12 protein-coding genes, 1 pseudogene and 1 riboswitch are annotated in these 21,834 nt (G+C 71.3%); of the genes and pseudogenes, 3 read left to right on the forward strand and 10 right to left on the reverse strand.

All coding sequences use genetic code 11. The features are described 5' to 3' along the window. Positions 1–200: 200 nt before the first annotated feature. From I8J32_RS01330 to I8J32_RS01340, 3 genes and pseudogenes are all read right to left on the reverse strand, one after another. On the reverse strand, positions 201–1,163 hold the full coding sequence (locus tag I8J32_RS01330; protein WP_245156465.1) for a TrmH family RNA methyltransferase: 963 nt from the start codon (positions 1,161–1,163) through the stop codon (positions 201–203). Between the two features lie 222 nt (positions 1,164–1,385). Next, positions 1,386–4,509: pseudogene (locus tag I8J32_RS01335) on the reverse strand (efflux RND transporter permease subunit). An 89-nt stretch (positions 4,510–4,598) separates the two neighbouring features. Further along, on the reverse strand, positions 4,599–5,654 hold the full coding sequence (locus I8J32_RS01340) for an efflux RND transporter periplasmic adaptor subunit (RefSeq protein WP_200614315.1): 1,056 nt from the start codon (positions 5,652–5,654) through the stop codon (positions 4,599–4,601). 163 nt (positions 5,655–5,817) lie between these two features. Between I8J32_RS01340 and I8J32_RS01345 the strand changes: the two genes are divergently transcribed. Beyond that, entirely contained in the window at positions 5,818–6,348 is a 531-nt protein-coding gene (locus I8J32_RS01345; RefSeq protein ID WP_200614316.1) for an O-acetyl-ADP-ribose deacetylase, read from the forward strand. A 107-nt stretch (positions 6,349–6,455) separates the two neighbouring features. On the opposite strand, the gene I8J32_RS01350 is transcribed toward I8J32_RS01345, so the two are convergent. Then, the gene (locus I8J32_RS01350) at positions 6,456–7,466 is read right to left on the reverse strand and encodes a class I fructose-bisphosphate aldolase (RefSeq protein WP_200614317.1); all 1,011 of its coding nucleotides are present in this window, start codon (positions 7,464–7,466) and stop codon (positions 6,456–6,458) included. 491 nt (positions 7,467–7,957) lie between these two features. Then, positions 7,958–9,097, reverse strand: a complete 1,140-nt coding sequence (locus tag I8J32_RS01355) for an OprO/OprP family phosphate-selective porin (RefSeq protein ID WP_200614318.1) — start codon at positions 9,095–9,097, stop codon at positions 7,958–7,960. A 236-nt stretch (positions 9,098–9,333) separates the two neighbouring features. Here I8J32_RS01355 and I8J32_RS01360 point away from each other — a divergent pair, with 236 nt between their 5' ends. After that, positions 9,334–10,710: an SH3 domain-containing protein gene (locus I8J32_RS01360; protein WP_200614319.1), complete on the forward strand. Its 1,377-nt coding sequence runs from the start codon at positions 9,334–9,336 to the stop codon at positions 10,708–10,710. Between the two features lie 89 nt (positions 10,711–10,799). On the opposite strand, the gene pyk is transcribed toward I8J32_RS01360, so the two are convergent. From pyk to I8J32_RS01375, 3 genes are all read right to left on the reverse strand, one after another. Continuing rightward, a complete protein-coding gene (gene pyk, locus I8J32_RS01365; protein WP_200614320.1) occupies positions 10,800–12,266 on the reverse strand; it encodes a pyruvate kinase in 1,467 nt (488 codons plus the stop codon). Positions 12,267–12,352: 86 nt separating this feature from the next. Then, positions 12,353–12,991, reverse strand: coding sequence for an HAD hydrolase-like protein (locus I8J32_RS01370; protein WP_200614322.1), 639 nt, complete (start codon positions 12,989–12,991; stop codon positions 12,353–12,355). Positions 12,992–13,118: 127 nt separating this feature from the next. Next, positions 13,119–14,294: a phosphoglycerate kinase gene (locus I8J32_RS01375; protein ID WP_200614323.1), complete on the reverse strand. Its 1,176-nt coding sequence runs from the start codon at positions 14,292–14,294 to the stop codon at positions 13,119–13,121. Between the two features lie 291 nt (positions 14,295–14,585). Continuing rightward, a riboswitch (cobalamin riboswitch) is annotated at positions 14,586–14,744 on the forward strand. A 203-nt stretch (positions 14,745–14,947) separates the two neighbouring features. On the opposite strand from I8J32_RS01375, the gene metE reads away from it, so the two are divergent. Next, the gene (metE, locus tag I8J32_RS01380; protein WP_200614325.1) at positions 14,948–17,266 is read left to right on the forward strand and encodes a 5-methyltetrahydropteroyltriglutamate--homocysteine S-methyltransferase; all 2,319 of its coding nucleotides are present in this window, start codon (positions 14,948–14,950) and stop codon (positions 17,264–17,266) included. 113 nt (positions 17,267–17,379) lie between these two features. Here metE and I8J32_RS01385 read toward each other — a convergent pair whose 3' ends face one another. Then, the gene (locus I8J32_RS01385; RefSeq protein ID WP_245156382.1) at positions 17,380–18,837 is read right to left on the reverse strand and encodes a DUF3999 domain-containing protein; all 1,458 of its coding nucleotides are present in this window, start codon (positions 18,835–18,837) and stop codon (positions 17,380–17,382) included. Continuing rightward, the gene (locus I8J32_RS01390) at positions 18,834–21,608 is read right to left on the reverse strand and encodes a DUF2339 domain-containing protein (RefSeq protein ID WP_200614327.1); all 2,775 of its coding nucleotides are present in this window, start codon (positions 21,606–21,608) and stop codon (positions 18,834–18,836) included. The genes I8J32_RS01385 and I8J32_RS01390 overlap by 4 nt, the downstream gene beginning before the upstream one ends. Positions 21,609–21,834: the final 226 nt, after the last annotated feature.

Here is a 21,834-nt window from a genome sequence, read left to right on the forward strand (position 1 = left end):
ATGACGCGCGGACCCGTGGTCCGCAAACGCGTCCTCTCACCCCCCGCGAAGCGGGGGAAGGAGCTGATCGACGCGATCGTCGGCCCCCATCCCAACCGTCCCGGCCAGCAGGCACAGCCTGCTGGCGTGATGACGCGCGGACCCGTGGTCCGCAAGCGCGTCCTCTCACCCCCCGCGGAGCGGGGGAAGGGGCTGATCCTCTACCGGTGTCGCCAGCGCGCCAGCAGCACGGCCGTCGCCGCGGCGACGTTGAGGCTTTCCACCGCGCCGCTGCCGGGGATGGAGATGCGCATGTCGCAGGCCTGCGCCAGGTCGCGGTCCATGCCCTCGCCTTCGGCGCCGATGACGTAGACCACGCGTTCGGGCAGGTCGGCGGTGAACACGTCGCGGCCGCCGTGGACCAGCGTGGCGGCCAGGGTGAAGCCGGCGCTGCGCAGCTGCGCGATCGCGTTGTCGGAGCGGCCCAGCCGGACCAGCGGGACGATTTCCGCGCCGCCTTCGGCCACGCGGGCGGCCGCGCCGGACAAGGCGAGCGGCGAATGCTTGGGCAGCAGCACGGCGCTCACGCCGAAATGCGCGGCCGAGCGCAGGATCGCGCCGAAGTTGTGCGGGTTGCCCACGCCATCGAGCCACAGCGCGCACTGCGGACCGGCCGGCAGGTCGCGCAGCCACGGTGACAGCGTCTGCGGTTCCTCGCGCAGCACGTCGGCCACCAGGCCCTCGTGGTGCGTGCTCGCGGCGAGGCGGTCGAGGTCGGCTTCCTCCGCCACCCGGTAACCGACGCGATGGGCGACGCACCATTTCAGCATCGGCTGCACGGCGGGGATGCGCGACTCCAGCAGATAGAGCTTGCGGATCGCCTCGGGGCGGCGGGAGAACACCGCGTTGACGGCGTTCAGGCCGTACAGGCGCAACTCGGTCTGGCGGTGGGTGCGCGCGGCGTGCGCCGCCTCGTCGCCCGGCTCCTCGTGCCGCGCGTCGTGGCGCGGCTCATGCCGCGCGTCGTCGCCATGGGCGTCGTAAGGACGCGCATCGCGTGCACGCGGTTCGTACGGGCGCGCGTGCTGGCGGGAACGCGGGTCGTGCGGACGGGCCTGCGGCGGGCGGCTGGCGTACGGCCGCCCGGCATCCGGACGGCCCTCGCCACGCCGCGTGTCGTCCACGCGCGGTGTGCGTTGCGCCTCGCGGTGTTCGGGGGCCTGCGGTCGGGCGTCCTCGCGCGGCGGGCGAGCACCCGAAGGACTGGAATCACGGCGCGGGCCCCAGGGGTTGCCGCCGCCGGTGCTGCCGCCACCGCCGGGCGGGCGGCCGGGCGGTCTGGAACGATGTTCGGTCATGCGGACAAGCTTACGCCCAATCCCCCGCAGCCCGGCCGTGCAGCGGTATCAGGCGTGGCCGCCGGCCTGCGGCGTGGCCGCTTCCAGCTTGTCCAGTTCGTGCGCCACGGCCTCGGGCGAGCGCGTGTACGGCGCCAGCAGCGTGTAGAACACCGGCACCACGAACAGCGACAGCAGGGTGGAGAACGACACGCCGAAGATCACCACGACGCCAATGGTGGCGCGGCTGGCCGACCCAGGCCCACCGGCGAGCACCAGCGGCAACGCGCCGACGACGGTGGCGATCGACGTCATCAGGATCGGCCGCAGGCGCACCGCGCTGGCTTGGATGATGGCATCGCCCACCTTGCGTCCCTCGTCGCGCAGCTGGTTGGCGAACTCGACGATCAGGATGCCGTTCTTCGCCGCCAGGCCCACCAGCATCACGATGCCGATCTGCGAGAACAGGTTCAGCGTGCCGCCGAACGCCCACAGGCCCAGCAGCGCGCCCAGCACGCCCAGCGGCACCGTCAGCATGATCACGAAGGGGTGGATGAAGCTCTCGAACTGCGCGGCCAGCACCAGGTACACCACCAGCAGCGCGAGGGCGAAGGTGACCAGCACCGCGCCGCCAGCGGCCTGGTATTCGCGCGACTCGCCCTTCCAGTCCACCTGCGCCTGCTCGGGCAGTTCCTCGGCCACGGCCTGCTGCAGCCAGGTGATCGCGTCGCCCATCCGGTAGCCCGGCGCCAGGCCCGCGCTGATGGTGATCGCGCGCAGGCGGTTGAAGCGGTTGAGGCTGCCGGGCTCGGCCATCTCCTGCAGCGTCACCAGGTTCGACAGCGGCACCAGCGCGCCACCGTGCGTGCGCACCTGGATCGCGGCCAGGTCTTCGGGTGTCCCGCGGGTGAGGCGGCTGGACTGCACGATCACGTCGTACTCCTCGCCACCGCGCACGAAAGTGGTCACGCGCCGCGCACCCATCATCGATTCCAGCGTGCGGCCGATCTCGCCCACGCTGACGCCCAGGTCGGCGGCGCGCTGGCGGTCGATCTGCACGCGCATCTGCGGCCGGGTTTCCTTGTAGTCCGAATCCGCGCCGGTCAGGCCCGGGTTCTGCTCGATGCGGGCCAGCAGCTTGTCGCGCCACTGCGCCAGCTGCGCGTAGTCGGGCCCGCCCAGCACGATCTGCACGGGCTGGCCGCGGGTGCGCACCAGGCCGCCGGTGACCTGCGCCGAGACGCGCACGCCCGGCAGCTGGCGCAGTTCGCGCTGCAGCTGCTCGGCGACCTCGGGCGTGGCCGCGTCGCGTTCGCGCCAGTCGCGCAGGAACACGCTGATGCGGCCGTTGTGCATGTCCTCGCTGGCGCCGAACGCGCCGGGCACGCGCGAGCTGGCGCGCTCGATCGGGCCGTCCCCGACGTGCTTCATCACGATCTTCTCGGCCTGGGCGACCTGCTCCACCGTGTAGTCGAAGCCCGCGCCCTCGGGCCCGTTGAACATCAGGAAGAACACGCCGCGGTCCTCGGCCGGCGCCAGTTCGGAAGGCACCAGCTTGAGCAGCCCCGCGCTGAGCACCAGCGCACCGAGCATCAGCGCGCCGAACAGCCACGGACGGCCGATGCTGCGCCCGAGCAGGCCGCGGTAGCGTCCGCTCACCCACTCCAGGCCCGCGTTGACCCGGCGCGTGAGCGGGTTGGATTTCTCCTCGCTGTGCGGCCGCACCAGCTTGGACGACATCATCGGCGTGAGCGTCAGCGCGACGAAGGCCGAGATCGCCACCGCGCCGGCCAGCGCGACCGACAGTTCGCGGAACAGCCGTCCCGTGTTGCCTTCCATGAAGCCGATCGGCAGGAACACCGCCACCAGCACCGCGGTGGTCGCGATCACCGCGAAGGCCACCTGGCGCGTGCCGCGGCGCGCGGCCACCAGGCGCGGTTCGCCCAGGGTCGGCGCGGCGCTGGATGTTTTCCAGCACGACGATGGCGTCGTCGACCACCAGCCCGATGCACAGCACCAGCGCCAGCAGGGTGAGCAGGTTGATCGAATAGCCGAACGCGTAGAGCGGGATGAAGGCGGCGATCAGGCACACCGGCACGGTCACCGCGGGGATCATGGCCGCGCGCGCGCTGCCCAGGAACAGCCAGATCACCAGCAGCACCAGCACGATGGCTTCGGCCAGCGTGTGATACACGCGCTCCACCGCCGATTCGATGAACAAGGTGGTGTCGAAGGCGACGAAGATCTTCGTGCCCGCCGGCAGCGTCGGCTGGATGCGTTCGGCTTCGGCCCGCGCGGCGCGGGCGACGTCCAGGCTGTTGGCGGTGGAGGTCTTGATCACGCCCAGGCCGACGTTCTGCTCGCCGTTGCTGCGGTAGTAGCTGCGGCGTTCGGCGGAGGCCAGCTCCACCTTGGCCACGTCGCCCAGGCGCACCACGTAGCCGTCCGCGCCCTTGCGCAGCGGGATCTGCGCGAAGTCCTCGGGCTTCTCGAAATTGCGCGCCACGCGCAGGGTGAAGTCGCGCGTCTCCGACTCGATGCGGCCGGCCGGCAGTTCCACGTTCTCGGCGCGCAGCGCGGCTTCCACGTCGCCGACGGTGACGCCGCGCGCGGCCAGCTCGTCGCGGTCCAGCCAGACGCGCATCGCGTAGCGCTGCTGGCCGCCGATGCGCACCTGGGCGACGCCGTCGATGCTGGACAGGCGGTCGACGATGTAGCGCTCGGCGTAGTCGGACAGCTGCAGCGTGTCCATGTTCGTGCTGCTCATGTTGAGCCACACGATCACTTCGGCGTCGGATTCGACCTTCTCCACTTGCGGCGGATCGGCCTCTTCGGGCAGCCGGCTCTGCACGCGGCTGACCGCCGAACGCACGTCGTTGGCCGCCGCCTCGATGTCGCGGCTGAGGTGGAACTCGATGCTGATGTTCGCGCGGCCGTTGCTGCTGCGCGACTCGATGGTGTTGATGCCCTCGATGCCGGCCAGTGCGTCTTCCAGGATCTGGGTGACGCGGGTCTCCACCACCGCCGCCGACGCGCCCGGGTAGGTCACTTCCACGCCGACCACCGGCGGATCGATCGCCGGCAACTCGCGCAGCGTGAGGCGCGAGAAGGCCATCACGCCCAGCACGATCAGCAGCAGGCTGAGCACGGTGGCGAAGACGGGGCGCTTGATGGAGGTGTCGGAGAGATTCATCGCTCAGCCTTGGTTCGGTCACGCCGCGCCAACGGCGGCGGCGCATGGGCCGGACGGCGCGCCCGCGGGCGGCGTCGCGCGGTCGCTGCCTATCTGCCCGCGGTGCCCGGGCCCTGGCCGGCCTCGACCACATTGCTGCCCGGCCGCAGCTTGCCGGTGCCGTCGACCACGATGCGGTCGCCGGCCTTGAGCCCTTCCAGGATCTCGGCCTTGCCGTCGCGGCGTGCGCCGGTGGTGACCGCGGCGCGCTGCGCACTGCCATCGGCATCGACGCGGAACACGAAGGATTCGGTGCCCACCTGCACCACGGCGATCTCCGGCACCAGCAGCGCCTGGCGCTCGGGCCGCTGCAGGTCGATCTCCAGCAGCATGCCCGGCCGCAGCGCGCGGTCCTCGTTGGGGAAATCGGCGCGCACGGTCACCGCGCGGGTGGCCTCGTCGATGCGCGCATCCACGATGCTGACCACACCCTCGAAGCGGCGGCCGGGCCAGGCCTGGCTGCGGCCGTTCACGTGCAGGCCCGGCGCGACGTGCGACAGCAGCGTCTCGGGCACGGGGAAATCGACGAAAACGCGCGCGGTGTCGTCGAGCGTCGCGATCGCGGTGCCCGGCGTCACCAGCGCACCGGGGCTGACCTGGCGGATGCCGAGCACGCCGGCGAAGGGCGCACGGATCACGCGGTCACTCAATTGCGCGCGGATCTGCGAGACACGCGCGTTGGCGGCGTCGCGCATGGCGCGCTGGGTGTCGAGCGCGGCGCGGGCGATCAGCTGTTGGCGGGCCAGTTCGTCCTGGCGGTTGAACAGGCGGGCCGCTTCCTCGGCGGCGGCCTGCGCTTCGACCAGCGCGGCCTGCTGGGCCTGGCCGCCCAGGGTCACCAGCGGGGCGCCCTTGGCGACCACGTCGCCACTGTCGAAGTGCACGGCCTGGACCAGCTCGCTCACCTTGGCGGTCAAGGTGATCGATTCACGGGCATGCACGGTGCCCAGCGCCTGCACGCTGTCGTTCCACGCCTGCGGACGCACGACCTGCAGCGTCACCGGCACCGGCCGGTCGCCACCCTCGCCACCCTTGGTCGCGGCGTCGCGACCGCAGGCCGCGAGCAGCAGGGTGAATGCGATGATGGCCGCCGTGGCTGGGCGCATGCCCCTGTGCGAAACCATGCCCCTCTCCGAAACCGTCAATCCCCGGATTCTACGGGCCCGGAGATGACGGCCGGATGGGCCAATGGTGTTGCCGGTTCGCGTTGTGCTGGATTGGGGCCGTAATTGCGGCAGAATCGGCAAAGATCGCAGGGGGTTTGCACCAGTGGACATCGAGATCCTCCAGGCCGACATCACCGCGCTCGCGGTGGATGCCATCGTCAACGCGGCCAACTCCGCCCTGTGCGGCGGCGGAGGCGTGGACGGCGCGATCCATCGCGCCGCCGGGCCGGGCCTGCTGGCCGAATGCCGCGCCTTGCCGGAGATCGAACCGGAAGTGCGCTGCCCCACCGGCCAGGCACGCATCACCCGCGGCTGCCGGCTGCACGCACGCCACGTGATCCACACCGTCGGCCCGGTGTGGGGTGGCGGCCACGACGGCGAAGCCGACCTGCTCGCCAGCTGCTACCGCGAATCGCTGCGGCTGGCCGAGGACAACAACATCGACTCGATCGCCTTCCCGGCGATCAGCTGCGGCGTGTACGGCTACCCGGTCGAGTCGGCCGCGCCGGTGGCGGTGGCGACGCTGCGCGAATGGGCGCAGACCCACGAGCGCCCCCGCCGCGTGATCCTGTGCTGCTACGACGCGCGCACCACCACGGTGTTCCGCGAGGCGCTGGGGAACGGCGGGGACTAGGCGGCGGCGCGTGCTGCGCGATGGCAGCGGTCCGCAACGAGCGACACCCCAAAACAAAGACGCCGGCCCCAGGGCCGGCGTCTGCTGTTGCGAGAGGGCGTGGTCGCTTACGCGGCCGACTTCCACTGGCCCAGCGCGGCCAGGCCGTTGTCCTTGGCGCGGGCGAACACGGTCTTCTGCGCGGCGGCGAAGTTGTTCACCAGGTCCTGCGACCACAGCTTGAGCGCGGCGGCCTGCATGGCGCGGCCGTAGGAGAACGACAGCGGCCACGGGTTGGGACCCATCTGGTTCATGGCGTTGAGGTGCGCGGTGGCGTCCTCGTCGGACTGGCCGCCCGACAGGAACACGATGCCCGGCAGGATCGCCGGCACGGTCGACTTCAGGCACTGCAGCGTGGCGGCGGCGACTTCCTCGATGCTGACCTTCTCGCCGCTGGTGGTGCCCGGGACGACCATCGAAGCCTTGAGGATGGTGCCTTCCAGCACGACGTTCTGCTCGACCAGCGAGGCGAACAGCGAACGCAGGACGACCTCGGTCACCTGGAAGCATTCGTCGATGTCGTGGCTGCCGTCCATGATAACTTCCGGCTCGACCATCGGCACCAGGCCCTGCTCCTGGCACAGCGCGGCGTAGCGGGCCAGCGCGTGGCTGTTGGCGTCGATGCAGGTGCCGGTGGGGATGTCCTCGCCGATGTTGATCACCGCACGCCACTTGCAGAAGCGGGCGCCGAGCTTGTAGTACTCCTCCAGGCGGGCGCGCAGGCCGTCGAGGCCTTCGGTCACCACTTCGCCCGGGAAACCGGCCAGGTTGTGCGTGCCCTTGTCGACCTTGATGCCCGGGATCATGCCGTTGTCGGACATGTACTTGGCGAACGGCACGCCGTCGCTGGTGGACTGGCGGATCGTTTCGTCGAACATGATCGCGCCGGAGATGTACTGGTTGAGGTTCGGCGTGGTCAGCAGCAGTTCGCGGTAACGGCGACGGTTCTCTTCCGAGTTCTCGATGCCCACGCCGGCGAAACGCTTGGCGATGGTGGCGGTGGATTCGTCGATCGCGATGATGCCCTTGCCGGCGGCGACCATGGCCTGGGCGGTTTCGGCAAGCTGTTCGATGCTCATGGAGAGAGTCCTGGGGGCCTGGGGAAACGCCAATTATAGCCCGCGCCGCCGGGGGCCCCGCTCCGGCGGGAAGGCCGCGGGGGCTGGGTTTAACCCTTCAGGTGCGGGGCCGCGGCCCGTGGTCGAGTAGCCCGGGGCTTTCAACAGCGAAGCTGGTCAAGCGAAGCGAATTCGGGAGACTTGCCCCAGATCGGGCCGGAGAGCCCCGGGTGCGCTGCGCTTACCCGGGCTACGGTCGCTGCAGGCGGTCATCCTCCGCGGGCCGTCAGTTTCTTCAGGCCGTCATCCCCGCGAAGGCGGGAAGTGCCTTTCAACAGCGTAGCTGGTCATCCAAGGACGTTGCTTGGGCCTACCAATCGCTCTTGCCGCGTATCCCGCTTCAAGGCCAGGTTCTTGGATCCCCGCCTTCGCGGGGATGACGGTTTTCTCGGGTTCGCAGCGCGCTGCGGCGCGTTCAACGCCATCGCGGCTGATGGTTGCCGGTGGCGCGGTTAGAACGCCAGCTGCGCCCGGAACTCGAACACGTCCGGCGACAGCGCCACGCCGCGACGGTCGCTGTCGACGTGGATGTAGTTCGCCTGGAACTTGAAGAACCGGGTCAGGTACCAGTTCGCGCCCAGGGTCCAGTCGCGCTGGCGGCCGCCCGCGCTGGCGCCGTCGTCCAGGTCGAGGTCGGAATAGCGCAGGCCCACCTCGACCGCGCCCGCCGCGCGCGAGGGCTTCGGGTTGCCGAAGGCGCCGGCCTTGTAGGGCCGGACTTCACCCGTCACCACCCAGGCGGTCTGCAGGTAGCCGCCGCGGGCGCGGTAGTCGCCGCCGGCGTCCAGCTCGACATCGGCCTCCAGCCACTCGGCCTGGCTCAGCCACGGGCCGCGCTGCCAGGCGCCTTCCAGGCCGATGCGGTCGATGGAATCCCCGGCCAGGCTGCCGCTGTCGACCAGGCGCACGTCGGTGATGCCCGCCTCCGGCCGCGTGCGGATGCGGTAGGCGCCGTCGTCGCGGTCCTCGCGCGAGGCCGACAGGCCCAGGTGCAGCACCTCCTGCGCGCTGTTGCGGGGCGTGAACACGGCACGGCCGCCCACGCTGTGGCCCTCGTTGAGTCCGTTGAGGTCGCCCCCGGCGAAATAGCCCAGGTTGAAGCGCCAGGCTGCATTGGGCGCGAAGGTCCAGTCGGCGCCGATGCGGCGGCCCTGGTAGACCGCGTTCACCGGGGCGGCGCGTTCCAGGAACACGGTCCCCGCCGAGGACGTCGCCGCCTCGTCCATGCCCACCGGCGTCTTGAACTGGCCCAGGCGGAACTCATGCGCCTTGCCGGCGTTGAACTTGAAGTAGTTGTCGATCCACACCTCGCCGGCGAAGTCGTAGCCCACCAGCGCCTCGAAGGCGCCCGGCTTGCGGATGAAGGCGCTCAGTTCCTCCCGGCGCCAGTCGTGCGCGTCCTCGAAGCGGTGCACGCCGCTGTCGAGCCGGTCGTTGCCGAACTCGTTCCAGTCGTACTGGAAGGCGGCCTTGAGGCCGTATTCCCAGCCGTCGCCGAACTTCCATTGGGTGGGAATGTCGTTGACGCCACCGGCGAACGCGGGCGGGGCAAGGGCGAGCAGCAGGACGGCGGCGAGGCGGGAGCGCTTCATGGGGAATCCGGTCGGGGTGGGGATCTGAGGCCGGCGCGCGCCGGCCGGCGCGGGGGCGTGGAACGATACTGATCTTACGAAGGCCACGGAGGGAATGACGGCGATCAAGAGCATGAGGTTCTGCCTGTTCCGACATGTCCCGGGGCGGGCCACCGCATGGCCGGGCCGCTGCATTGCGGGCGTGCGGCAAACGCCCTAGCCTGCCGGTGTTCCACTGCGACAAGGACCGTTTCGCCATGGCTGCACTCCGCGTCACCCTGATCGCCCTGCTGACCGTCGGCGTCGCGCTGGCCGGCCTGGTGGCGCCCGGCGCGCCGGCCTGGGCCCAGGCGTCGGGGAAGGCCGCCGACAAGGCCGCCAAGGCAGCGGATGCGGCCTGCGCGGCCCAGCCGGCGCCGTCCCGGCAATACGTCGCCACGACGTCCGCGCGGCTGCGCCGATCGCCGCGCGCCGATGCCGCGACGGTCGCCACGCTGCCCATCGGCACGGCGCTGCAGGTCGAATGCCGGGTCTCGGGCTGGGCCCGCGCGGGCAGTGGCGACCCGCCGGCCACGGGGTGGGTGCGCGAGGACCTGCTGCAGGCGGACATGCCCACGCTCGAGGCACTGATCTCGGCCCATGGCCGCGCGAAGGCCGGCGAACGCAAGGCGCTGGCCGAGCGCGCCGTGGCGCTGGCGCCGTTCGATGCGCGCAGCCACCAGCTGATGATCGAGACGCTCGCCGCGCGCCGCGACCGCAAGGGCGCACAGCAGGCCAGCGCCCTGCGCGACCGCATGGTCAACCCGAAGGGCGAACAGCTGGGCAAGGAGCCGTGGACGCTGTTTGCCGTCGAGGACGGCATGGTCAATGCGGTCGCGATCATCGAGGGCCCCGATCGCTTCCGCGACGCCTCGACGTGGACGCCGCCGGGCACCCGCGGTGCGCCCGATACCTCACCGTTCCTGTTGCCCTGGCGCGGCCTCCACTTCTATCGCCGCGGCGGCGCCGACGGCGTGGTGCAGGTGCTGCAGGCGCCTGCGGCCGAAGCGATCGGCTTCTTCTCGCCGGTGCGGCACCCGCCGGCCACGGCGCGCGAGGCCACGCTGCAGGGCCTGGCGAGCAACCGGGTCGTGACTTCGGCCGAAGCGCCGGTGGCCGCGGCCCCCAGCCGCTCCGAACGCAGCCACCTGGACCGTGCGCTGCGCGCGGCGCTCAAGCGCGAACGGGTGCCGGCCAAAGCCATCAGCGCCCTGTTCGCGGCCGGCCCGAACGACGAACGCGGCGGCGTGGAGCGCCACGTGCTGGCCGCCAGCGGCAAGCCCATCCTGCTGATCACGGCGAACTGGCGCCTGCCGGCCCCCGCCGCCGACCAGGAACCGCCGCTGCTGGACGCCGTGCTGCTGATGGAGGCCGATGGCAAGGGCAACTACAAGGTGACCCATCGCCTGGTGCAGAAGACCGTCGGCGACGCCATCGCGCACCACGACTTCGTCGACCAGCTGGACCTGGACCAGGACGGCGTCGCCGAGCTGGTGTTCCGCGTGGGCCACTACGAAGGCCACGACTACGAGATCTGGCGCTGCGACGGCGAGGCGTGGAAGACGGTGTTCCAGGGCGCCTATACGGGCGTGTAGGCCACGGTCCCGTGCGGTCCGTGTCACGTCGTCCCTGACGACCTCCTGCGTGTCGGCCCTGCGCGTGAGCGCTTATCCGCGCGGGCCGATCACAGCTCCCCGAGCCCTTCCGCGCGACCGCCCTCGCCCACCTGCAGCAGGCGCAGGGTGTTGGTGGCGCCGTGGTGCTCCATGTGGTCGCCGCTGGTGAAGATGACGCGGTCGCCGTGTTCCAGGCGGCCGGCATCGAACAGCTGTTTGATGGACTGCCGCGCGGCCTCGCGCGAGGCCATGCCGCGGCTGTCGAAATCCACCGGGAACACGTCGCGCATCATCGCCATGCGCCGGCGCGCGCCGTCGTGGCGCGACAGGCCGAAGATCGGCACGGAGGAACGGAAGCGCGAAAGGAACCGCGCCGTGCCGCCGGATTCGGTCGCCGCCAGGATCGCGCGCACGCCGATGTGCTCGGACAGGAACATGGTCGCCATCGCGATGGCCTGGTCGGCGCGTTCCAGGTTGCGCGGCGCCTTCTCGAAATCGGTGTCCGCCTCGAACTGGCGCTCGGCGCCCAGGCAGATGCGCGCCATCGCCTCGACGGCCTTGAGCGGGTACTTCCCGGCCGCGGATTCCTGCGACAGCATCACCGCGTCGGTACCGTCGATGACCGAATTGGCGACGTCCAGCACTTCGGCGCGGGTGGGAATCGGGCTTTCTACCATCGACTGCAGCATCTGCGTGGCGGTGATCACCACGCGACCGCCTTCCAGCGCCTCGCGGATGATCTTCTTCTGCAGGCCGGGCAGCTCGGCATCGCCGATCTCCACGCCCAGGTCGCCGCGCGCGACCATCACCACGTCGCTGGCCTGGACGATCTCGCGCAGGTTCTCGATCGCCTCGGCGCGTTCGATCTTGGACACCAGCGCGGCATCGCTGCCGGCGGCGCGCGCGATGCGGCGGGCCTCGTCCATGTCGGCCGCGTTGCGGCAGAACGAGACGGCGATGAAGTCCGCGCCCAGGTCGGCCGCGACCTGGATCAGTTCGCGATCGCGCTGCGTCAGCGCACCCAGCGACAGGCCGCCGCCCTGCTTGTTCAGGCCCTTGCGGTCGGACAGCGCGCCATCGTTGAGAACGGTGGTGACGATGCGCGGCCCATCGACCTGCTCCACGCGCAGCTGCATCATGCCGTCGTCCAGCAGCAGCACGTCGCCCGGAATGACGTCGCCCGGCAGCCCGAGATAGCTCACGCCGACTTCCTGCTCGGTGCCCGGCGGCGCGGTTTCGCTGGCGAGCAGGTCGAAGCGCTCGCCCGCCACCAGCTGCACCTTGCCCTGGGCGAACTTCTCGATGCGGATCTTCGGGCCGGGCAGGTCGACCAGGATCCCGACTTCCCGGCCCACCTTGTGCGCGGCTTCGCGCAACGCCTGCGCGCGCGCGACCTGCGCGGCGGGATCGCCGTGCGAGAAGTTGAGGCGGACAACGTCCACGCCGGCACGGAGGATGGCCTCCATCACGCCCGGCGCGTCGGTGGCCGGGCCCAGCGTGGCGAGGATCTTGGTGCGGCGCGATTGGTTCTGCATGGTGGCGTGCGCTGGCTGGATTGAATCACCGAACGCTAGCACAGGCCGGATACACGACAACCGGCCGTGGTGCAGTGAATACGAAGTCAGGCCGCCAGCAGCACCGGCAATTCGTCCGGCCGCGACGCGAGTTGCGCCGCGCCGGCATGGCGCAGCTCATCCGCGCCGCCAAAGCCCCACAGCACGCCGACATTGCGCATCCCGTGGTGGAGCGCGCCTTCGATGTCCATGCGGCGGTCGCCGATCATCCAGCAATCGGCCGGCGCGACGTCGAGCCGGCGCAGGGCCTCGGCGATGAGTTCGGGCTTGTGGCTGCGGCTGCCGTCCACGGTGGCGCCGACGACATCGACGAAGCGATGGCCGAAGGGCAGGTGTTCGGCGATCCTGCGGGCGTGCGGCTCGTTCTTCGCCGTCACCACGGCCAGCCGGTGGCCGGCCGCGTGCAGGGCCTCGATCGCCGCGCCGATGCCGTCGTAGATGCGGTGCTCGGCCCAGCCGTGGGTCTCGAAGCGGTCGCGGTAATGCAGCACGGCCTCTTCGACCTTCGCCTCGTCGCGCAGCAGCGGCGCGAAGCTGGTGCGCAGCGACGGACCGATCCAGGCGCGCAGTTCGTCCGCGCCGGGGACCTGCAGCCCCATCTGCGTGAGCGCGTGCGCCACGCAGCGGGTGATGCCGACCTCCGAGTCGATCAGCGTGCCGTCCATGTCGAAGAAGATCGTGGGCATGGGTTCCCTGTTTTTTTTCGAGCGGGTGGAGCGAGGAAGGCGATACGGGCGCTTCATTGTCCTCGGCCGCGGGCGCGGCCCGGACATGCCGGTTACTTCACCTCAGTCCCGGGCCGGATGCTTCACTTCAGTCCCGGGCCTCCAGCGCCGACACCGCCGGCAGTGCCTTGCCTTCCAGGAATTCCAGGAACGCGCCGCCGCCGGTGGAGATGTAGGACACGTCCTGCTCGATGCCGTACTTGTCCACGGCCGCCAGGGTGTCGCCGCCGCCGGCGATGGAGAACGCCTTCGACGCGGCGATCGCCTGCGCCAGCGCCCTGGTGCCTTCGCCGAAGGCATCGAACTCGAACACGCCGACCGGGCCGTTCCAGACCACCGTGCCGGCGTCCTTGATCATCTGCGCATAGCGCGCGGCGGTCTGCGGGCCGATGTCGAGGATCATGTCGTCGGCGGTGACCGCGTCGACGGCCTTGACGGTGGCCGGCGCATCGGCGGCGAAGGCCGGGGCGACCACCACGTCGGTGGGCACGGGGATCTCTGCGCCGCGGGCGCGGGCGTCGGCCATGATCTTCTTGGCGGTGTCGAGGAGGTCCATTTCCACCAGCGACTTGCCCACGTTGTGGCCCATCGCGGCGATGAAGGTGTTGGCGATGCCACCACCGACGATCAACTGGTCGACCTTGCCCACCAGCGACGCGAGCAGTTCCAGCTTCGTGCTCACCTTGGACCCGGCGACGATCGCCAGCAACGGCCGCGCCGGGTTGTCCAGGGCCTTGGCCAGCGCATCGAGTTCGGCCATCAGCAGCGGACCACCGGCGGCTACCGCGGCGTGGCGGATCACGCCATGCGTGGAGGCCTGGGCGCGATGCGCGGTGCCGAAGGCGTCCATGACGAACACGTCGCACAGGGCGGCGTATTTCCTGGACAGCGTCTCGTCGTCCTTGCCCTCGCCCGGGTTCATGCGGCAGTTCTCCAGCAGCACGAGCTGGCCGGGCTTCACTTCGAAGCCGCCATCCACCCAGTCGCGCACCAGCGGCACCTCGAAGCCGAGCAGCTCACCCAGGCGCTGCGCCACCGGGGCCAGCGAGTCCTCCTGCGTCCACACGCCTTCCTTCGGGCGGCCCAGGTGCGACATCACCATGACCGCCGCGCCCTGCTCCAGCGCGCGCCGCAGGGTCGGCAGCGACGCGGTCAGGCGCTGGTCGGAGGTGACCTTGCCCGCCGCGACCGGCACGTTGAGGTCCTGGCGGATCAGCACGCGCTTGCCGGCGAGGTCGAGGTCGGTCATGCGGACGATGGACATGGAACTCCTGGGGCCGTGGGGGCGGGCGAAAAAAGGGGGCACATTGTCGGTGGGGCGGGCGGGGGATTCAAACGCGACGGCACGGGGAGCGGGATTCCGCCAGGGCCCCACGGCGGTCCGCTCTGCCGGCAGGGATCTCCTTCCAGCGCGTTCCGCCGAAGTCCCCTGCCCGCTTTTCATCATTTGACTTGCCCCGGGGCCGCCCTTACGGTCCCCCGGTCGAGGTGATCATCTCCTCATTGCGATAGAGAGATGTGACAAGCGACCGCCGGGCAGCCGGTGGTTCGCCAGAGGGAATCCGGTGCGGCGCCCCGTGCGTCCATTCCGGAGCTGCCCCGCAGCGGTGTTGGAAACGACCGCCGTCTCAAGCACTGGGCGCAAGCCCGGGAAGCGACGGCCAGTAGGAGGTCCGGGCGTGTCCGCCGGGCCGTGTCCTCAGCCCGAAGACCTGCCCCGACCGGAAGCTCGCTTCCGTCCGACTCCCGGCACGCCGGTGCGCGATCGATTGAACGATCGATCGCGTCCGCAGGCGGCCGGTTCGCCCGCGGGGGCGAAGGTCGAACACCGTCGCCGTCATCGGTTCCTGCCCCACCGGGCGGGCGAGGTGTGCCTTCGTTGCCCTGCGTCTTGCCCATGCAACGCAGGAGATCACCATGCAGCAGTCGCAATCGCACTCGCACTTCCCGTCGACGGACGCCGCGCGCCCGCTCGTCACCCACCTCGGCTTTCCGCGCATCGGCGCACGCCGCGAGCTCAAGCAGGCGTTGGAGGCGTTCTGGAGCGGCGAAACCAGCGCCGGAGCCCTGCAGGACACCGCTTCGGCGCTGCGCCAGCGTCACTGGCAGCTGGCGCGCGAGGCCGGCGCCGACGTCGTGCCGTGCAACGACTTCACCCTGTACGACCACGTGCTCGACACGGCGGTGCTGTTCGATGCCATCCCGCCCTCGCACCGGGCGCTGTGCGAGGCCGATCCGCTGGCCGGGTATTTCGCCCTCGCGCGCGGCCTCCAGCGCGACGGCCACGACCTGCGCGCGCTGGAAATGACCAAGTGGTTCGACACCAACTACCACTACCTGGTCCCCGAGTTCGCAGCCGACCAGACCTTTACCCTGCGCGCCGGCAAGCCGCTGGCCGAACTGGCGCATGCGCGCGCGCTGGGACTGGAAGCCCGGCCCGTGCTGCTGGGCCCGGTGTCCTTCCTCAAGCTGGGCAAGCGCAGCGACGGCGGATGCCCGCTTGAACTGCTCGACGCGCTGCTGCCCGCCTACGCGCAGCTGCTCGAACAGCTCCGGCGCGCGGGCGCGCCATGGGTGCAGATCGACGAGCCCTGCCTGGTGCTCGACCTCACGCCGCAGGAACAGGCCGCCTATCGCCGCGCGTTCGCGGCGCTGGCGCAGGCGGACGCGCCGCAGCTGCTGCTGGCGACGTATTTCGGCGCGCTGGGCGACAACACCGCGCTGGTCGCATCGCTGCCGGTGCAGGGCCTGCACGTCGACCTGGTGCGCGCGCCGGGACAGCTGGAGACCGTGCTCGCGGCGGTACCCGAGCGAGTTGCGCTCAGCCTGGGCGTCGTCGATGGCCGCAACATCTGGCGCGCGGATCTGGACGCGGCCGTGGAGCTGGTCAAGCGCGCGGGAGCGCGGGCCCGATGGATCGCGCCCTCATGCTCGCTGCTGCACGTTCCGGTGGACCTGCAGCTGGAACGCAAGCTGCCCGACCGCCTGCGCGGCTGGATGGCGTATGCACGGCAGAAGCTGGAGGAACTGCGCGTACTGGCCGACGCGCTGGGCGGCGACGAAGCGGCCCGTGAGGCGCTGGACATCGCCGGCCGCGCGCGCGTGGCGCGGCTGCTGTCGCCGATGCTGCGCAATCCGCGGGTGCGCGAACGCGTGGAAGCGGTGACGCCCGACCAGTCGCGCCGGCTTTCCCCGTATCCGCAGCGCGCGCCACTGCAGGCGCAGCGGCTGCAGCTGCCGACGTTTCCCACCACCACGATCGGTTCCTTCCCGCAGACCGGGGCCGTGCGCCAGGCGCGCGCCGACCACCGCGCCGGACGCATCGACGATGGTGCCTACCGCGCGTTCCTGGAAGCCGAGACGGATCGCTGCCTGCTCGAACAGGAAGCCCTGGGCCTGGACGTGCTGGTGCACGGCGAGTTCGAGCGCAACGACATGGTGGAGTATTTCGGCGAGCAGCTGGAGGGCTTCGCCTTCACCGGCCATGGCTGGGTGCAGAGCTACGGCTCGCGCTGCGTGAAGCCGCCGGTGCTGTTCGGCGACGTCTGGCGCCCGGCGGACATGACGGTGGCGTGGGCGCGCTACGCGCAGTCGCGCACGCGCAAGCCGGTGAAGGGGATGCTCACCGGCCCGGTGACGATCCTGCAGTGGTCGTTCGTGCGCGACGACCAGTCCCGCGCGCAGACCTGCCGGCAGATCGCGCTGGCGCTGCGCGAGGAGGTGCTGGCGCTGGAAGCGGCTGGGGTGGGCATCATCCAGATCGACGAGCCGGCGCTGCGCGAAGGCCTGCCGCTGCGGCGCGGCGACTGGGCGGCGTACCTGGACTGGGCCGGTGAATGCTTCCGCCTGGCGGCCAATGGCGTGGGCGACGCGACGCAGATCCACACCCACATGTGCTACGCGCAGTTCAACGACATCATCGAGTCGGTGGCGCAGCTGGACGCCGACGTGATCTCGATCGAGACCTCGCGCTCGCGGATGGAACTGCTCGACGCTTTCGCGCGTTACCGCTACCCCAACGGGATTGGCCCGGGCGTGTACGACATCCATTCCCCGCGCGTGCCCTGCGCGCAGGAGATGCGCGAGCTGCTGGACAAGGCGCTGGACGTCGTGCCGTCCATGCAGCTGTGGGTCAATCCGGATTGCGGGTTGAAGACCCGCGGGTGGCCCGAAGTGCGCGATGCGCTGCGGGCAATGGTGCAGGCGGCGCAGGGATTGCGCGAGGCCGTGGCCTAGCCCGCATGCGTGGGGTGCAGGCGTGCCGCACGCGGCGCGCCTGCATGCCCGCCCGGATCAGATCAATTCAGATGTGATCAGATCAGATCAGATCAGATCAGATCACATCGGGATCAGGGAGAAGGATCGGGTTCTGGCATGGTTTCGGACCCGGGCGGGGCGGGCGCGGCGCCCACCTGCCCCGGCGGACGCGCGACGCGCAGCAGCGTCACCGCGAAGCCCGCGATCACCAGCGCGCCCAGTCCGAGCACGCTCCACAGCAGCCAGGTCTTCCAGTCCCGCTGAGGGGTCACCGCCGCGTCGCCCGCGAGCGGCACGGAGGCTCCCAGGTAAGCCGGGGCCGGCTGCCAGTCCTTGCCAAGACGCTTGCGCAGGTCCGCCACCAGTCGCGCGATCGGCGAGTCCGCGCGCGCGGCGCGCGTGCTGCCCGCGGCCAGCGCGAACGGCGGCGCCCCCTGGGCCAGGAAGACGACCACTTCCGGGCGGTAGCCCAGGCGCAGCGTCGGTGTTTCCAGCACCGGCGCGCTCGCGCGCAGGCGCCAATGGCGATCGCGCACGCGGGCGTCGAGCACGCGGGCGGGAGACTGACCGCCCGTGCCTACCTGGCCCGTGCCTACCTGGTACGCCATCCACGGACCGGCGCGCAGCTGCCAGGCCGCGTCGGCGTCGTCGCGGCTCTCCAGCCGCCATTCGACGGCGTGGTTGCCGGGCATCGCCACGTCCACCCACTGCACGGGAAAGCGGCCGGGCAACTCGAAGGAAAACTCGCGGCCCTCGCCGACGCCGCGCAGCTCCAGCCAGCTGGGCGCCGGCTGCGCGCGCGCGGCGGCGAGTTCGGCCTGCACACCGGTGATCGTGAGCGGCTGCGCGGCGCTGTCCGGCGTCAGGCGCAGGTAGCGCGCCTTCTGGTAGTGCGGCAGCAGTCCGTACAGTTCGATGCGCCGGTGCAGCAGCCGCCGGTCCTCGCGTTGCAGGTCGACCAGACGGCCACGCGTGGCCAATGGCTGCCAGTGTTCGAGGTCGTCGCTGGCTTCCACGCTGTAGCCCAGGTCGAGCGCGTCGACCGGTTGCCAGTGCAGTTCCAGGGCGACGATCGCCTCGCGCACGCGGCTGACATCGATCAGCACCGCGCTGCGCGGCAACGCCGCCACCGCGGTGTCGGTGATGCGTGCTTCCACGCGCCGCAGTCGGCCGTCGGTGTCGGCCTGGCTCACCAGTTCCCAGCCCTGCCCGGCCGCGCCACCGGGCGTGGCGGGCAGCGCGAACCACGGCAGATCGATGCGGGCCGGCGGCCTGGCCAGCGGTTCTTCCGGGATGAAGACATCAGCGGCGACGGCCTGGCCGTCGTGGTTGACCACCACCACGTCGCGCAGCGCGCGGTCGCGCGCCTGCCGGTACACGGCCTCGTCCAGGGTGATCCGGTACGCGCCGGCGTCGTCACGGCCCAGCGTGAGCGGCCACTGGCGTGCGTAGTCGTCGCGCACCGCGGCCGACACCGCCAGCGGGACCAGCGTCAACAGAATCCAGAAGCGCTTCATGCGTCCTTCCCCAGGGTTCGAGCGCGTGCTCATGCGGTTTCCTGCAGCGGATGCGCGGGCGGCGCCGGTGGCGTGCGTCCGTCGTCGGTGCCGGTGTCGGCGTCCGCACGCGGCGGCGCGGGCGCGAAGTAGCCCACGGCGGTGCACAGCAGGCCGTAGGCGATGAACGACGCGATGCCGAGCAGGTTGCCCAGGTGCGTGCGGTCCACCAGCACCAGTTTGGCCAGCACCACGCCCATCAGCAGCGCCCCGGCGAGCCACAGGCCACGCTGGCGTCGGCGCGAGCCGATGATCCAGCCCAGCACGCCCAGCACGCTCCACACGATGGTCAGGCTGGTCTGCACCAGGCTCTGGCCCGCCATGCCGCCGTTCCACGCCACGCCGCCCCAGTGGTGGGTGGCGCGCAGCGTGATCACCGTGACCAGCGCGAACGCGGCGGCGGCGATCAGCGGAATGCGCAGGCGTGCCAGGTCCTCGGGTGCGCCGGGCGACGCCAGCCAGCGCAGCAGCAGCGCCAGCACGGCCACCTGGGCCAGGTCCAGCGGATTGAGCAGCGGCAACCACGGCAGTGGTTCGCTCTGGCCCGGGGCGAACATCGCCGCCGCCGCGCCCAGCAGCAGGGCGAGCAGGATCGAGCCCTGCAGCGGCGCCCGCCATTGCGCGAAACGCGCGCCCATCGGCGCGCCCGCGAGCGTGGGTCGCCACTGCAGCAGCGCCGCGACGGCCAGCCATGGCAGGCCGAATGCCGCGATGCGCCAGCCATCGCCGAGCCGGGCCGCCTGCGTCAGGTCCAGCGCATAGATCGCCAGCACCAGCGGCCAGGTCCACAGCCAGGCCGCGTGGGCGACGGCCGGTGCGTGGCCTTCGTCCTCGCGCAGGCAGCGCAGGCTGCGCCAGCCGAGCGCGGCGAACGCCAGCCAGGCCAGCCCGCCGAGTTCACGGAAGGGATGGTCGTGCGCCGTCCACTGGACCAGGGCCAGCACGGGCGCGGCGACGAAGCCCAGCGCCGCGGTCCAGGCCAGCGCCGGCGCGCGCAGGCGACGCGACGCCTCCGCCGCGAGCCATGCCGTGGCCGTCAGGAAGATCAGCGTGGCATCGACCTGCATGGGTTCGTCGACGAAGCGCACGATCTCGGTGATGCCATTGCCCAGCCACCACGCCAGGCCCCACAGGTAATAGGGCAGCGCCGGCGCGCGCGTGCCGTCGTCGCGGCGCCAGTAGCTCCAGGCGCTGGCCAGGCCGGCGAGCGAGATCAGCAACGCGCCCATGAAGCGCGCGTTGGCGACCGCCTGCAGCGGGTCGTGCGAGTGCTCCACGCCCAGCGCGAAACTGCCGGCCGCCAGCACCTGCATCAGCAGGCCCGACAGCTGCGGCAGGCGACGTCGCTGGCGCAGGCCCAGCCAGGCCAGCGCGGCACCTTCGAGCGCGAACACGCTCGCGGTGGCCTGGGCCGACAGCGCCAGTGGCACGGCCAGGGTCGCGAAGCCCACCGCGAGCACCGCGTAGGCGGTGAGCAGCGGCGCGTAGTGGTCGCGTCCGCGCAGCAGCGCGGCCAGGCCGGCATACAGCGCGCCCAGTCCCAGCGCGCAGAAGGCCAGCGGCATGCGCGCGCCGTCTGCGCCGAAGGTGCCGTGCATGAGGCCGGCCTCCAGCGCGAAGGCCACCAGCGGCGTGCCGAACACCAGGCAGCCGTCGACCAGGTCGCGCCGGCCGGCCGCGCGTCGACGCGCGTACAGCAGCGGGAGCAGCAGGTAAAAGCCGAAGAACAGCGCCAGGAACGGCTGCGTGGTGTCGAACTTGTCGGGCGCGTAGCTCCACGCGCCCCACAGCGCGCCGATGCCGAAGGTGAAGGCAAAGCCCAGCAGGTTCAGCGCGCGCCACGGCCGGAACCAGGCAATGCCCAGGATCGCGGCATCGAGGATCGCGTAGTAGCCGAACAGCGCCACGTGGTTGCCGCTGCCGGTCGACAGCCAGAGCGGCGCAAGGAAGCCCGCCAGGCTGGCCAGCAGAGCCAGTGCGAGCGCGTTCTGCAGCACCGCCAGCACACCGGCGCCGGCGACGATCGCCACGCTCAGGCCGAACGCGGCCGGGGCGGGCAACAGGTGGTAGAGCTTGAAGGCCGCGAACACCACCAGCAGCAGGACACCGACCGCGCCGCCCTGCAGGCTGAGGGCGAAACTCCGGCGCGACTGGCGCTGGCGCCAGCCGAACACCAGGCCGGCCACCGCGGCCAGCGACACGCCGGCCAGGCGCAGTTCGATGGGCAGGGTGAACCAGCCCTGGTCGCTCGCGTACTTGAGCAGCGCGGCGACGCCGGCGAACAGCACCAGCATGCCGACCTTCACCGGCACGTTGCCTTCGGTGAACCAGTGGCGCACGGCGCGCGCGATGACGACCACCGGATCGGGCGACGAACGCGGCGGACGCGGCGACGGGATGCGAGGCAGGGCGGCGGCCGGGCGCGGGGGCAGAGGCGGCGGCGTCGCCATGGCCGGCTCGGGGCGCGGCGGCGTGGGGACGGGCCCGGGTGGGGCGGCGGCCGCAGGCGGCTGGCTGGCCTGGTATTCGGCAGGCTGGGCGCGCGGCGGCGCGGCGGCCGCGGGCGGCGCCTGCTCGCGCATCAAGTCCGCCAGAGTCGGTTCGGACGGCACGGCCTGCGGTTCGCGGGCCCCGTGCAGCTGGGCTACTTCCTCTTCCAGCAACTCCAGGCGGTGGCGCAGCCCGCTGATCTTCACCAGCGCCACGACCACCAGCACCGGCACGGCCAGGACAGCCAGCACCAGCAATACGAACAGTCCTTCCATTGCGCCATGTCCCCGGTTTGGCTGGGGGCAACGGTACACCAGACGGTCGCGGACTTTGCGGAGTCAGGCGGCGCCCCCGGCCGGGCCCAAGTGTCCCCATCCTCACCTTTCCCAGCCAGGCGGCGTCGACTCCCTCCCCCGCTTCGCGGGGGAGGGCTGGGGTTGGGGGCGACGGTCGCGGCGCATCTGAAGCGGAGGCGACTTTCGCTTGTCTCAACTACGCGGC

Source organism: Lysobacter solisilvae, assembly GCF_016613535.2.
GTDB classification, from domain to species: domain Bacteria; phylum Pseudomonadota; class Gammaproteobacteria; order Xanthomonadales; family Xanthomonadaceae; genus Agrilutibacter; species Agrilutibacter solisilvae.